Raw genomic sequence first — 814 nt, forward strand, 5'->3', positions numbered from 1 at the left:
CCAATGAAAGAAAAGGAGAAGCCCGAATGAGTCAGGAAAAACTCTACGCCATTATTGATGGTGCGGCAGAATCTGATCTGTTTTTAATGCTGGAGCGCTATGACCCGCCTTCCGCCTGTCTTTATGGTGAGCCCCTTCAGCCAGAGTTGGTGGAAATCGCCCCTTATCTGGTACAGGTCACGAAAGAAGTCAAAATCTGGCTGGAATGTCGCAAAACCCCGTGGGGGATTTTCGTCCACAGCACAGCCGACATGAAAACTGTGCGCCAGCATTTACGCAAATACCTGCAAGTTCTGCTTCCACAGCAGGAAAAACCGGTCTTTTTCCGTTTTTATGATCCCCGCAATATCTGGGATTTTCTGGGGGTGTTGAGTGACTGGGAGCTGCATTGTTTTTTGGGGCCAATCACGCGGATCACAACACTTTATCTTGAAGCAGAACGCACGGATAACTTTGCAAAAATCAGAGAACCTTTTCCTGTTGGCGCAAGCAGCAAACGTAAAATGCTTGCCATTACAGAGATCCAGTTAGAGAAAATACAGGCCATTTTCACCGAACGCTATATCGAAAAATTAGCCAGATTCATCCCTGATTGGCTGGAAAAAGCCCCTTTTGATTTTATTCCCCATATAGACACAGTGGCGTGTGCCCGACAATTTTTTGACTGGTTCAGTCAAAACGGTATTACGGATGATCGCAATGTCCGAGGATTACTCCAGCTCTTCATCATCCGGCACTATCTCACACTTGATGACCTGCCAACGGCGATCTATTCCCAATTAACCGAATACAGTCAGCCGGGACATATGCGGGC

The 814-nt window shown here is 47.2% G+C and carries 1 protein-coding gene; it reads left to right on the top strand.

Annotation, left to right across the window (positions count from 1 at the left end; translation table 11 throughout):
* Positions 1-26: 26 nt before the first annotated feature.
* Positions 27-814 (top strand): DUF4123 domain-containing protein (locus Xmir_RS22230; RefSeq protein WP_099116117.1); only part of this gene is annotated, 788 nt, incomplete at its 3' end.

It is taken from the genome of Xenorhabdus miraniensis (assembly GCF_002632615.1).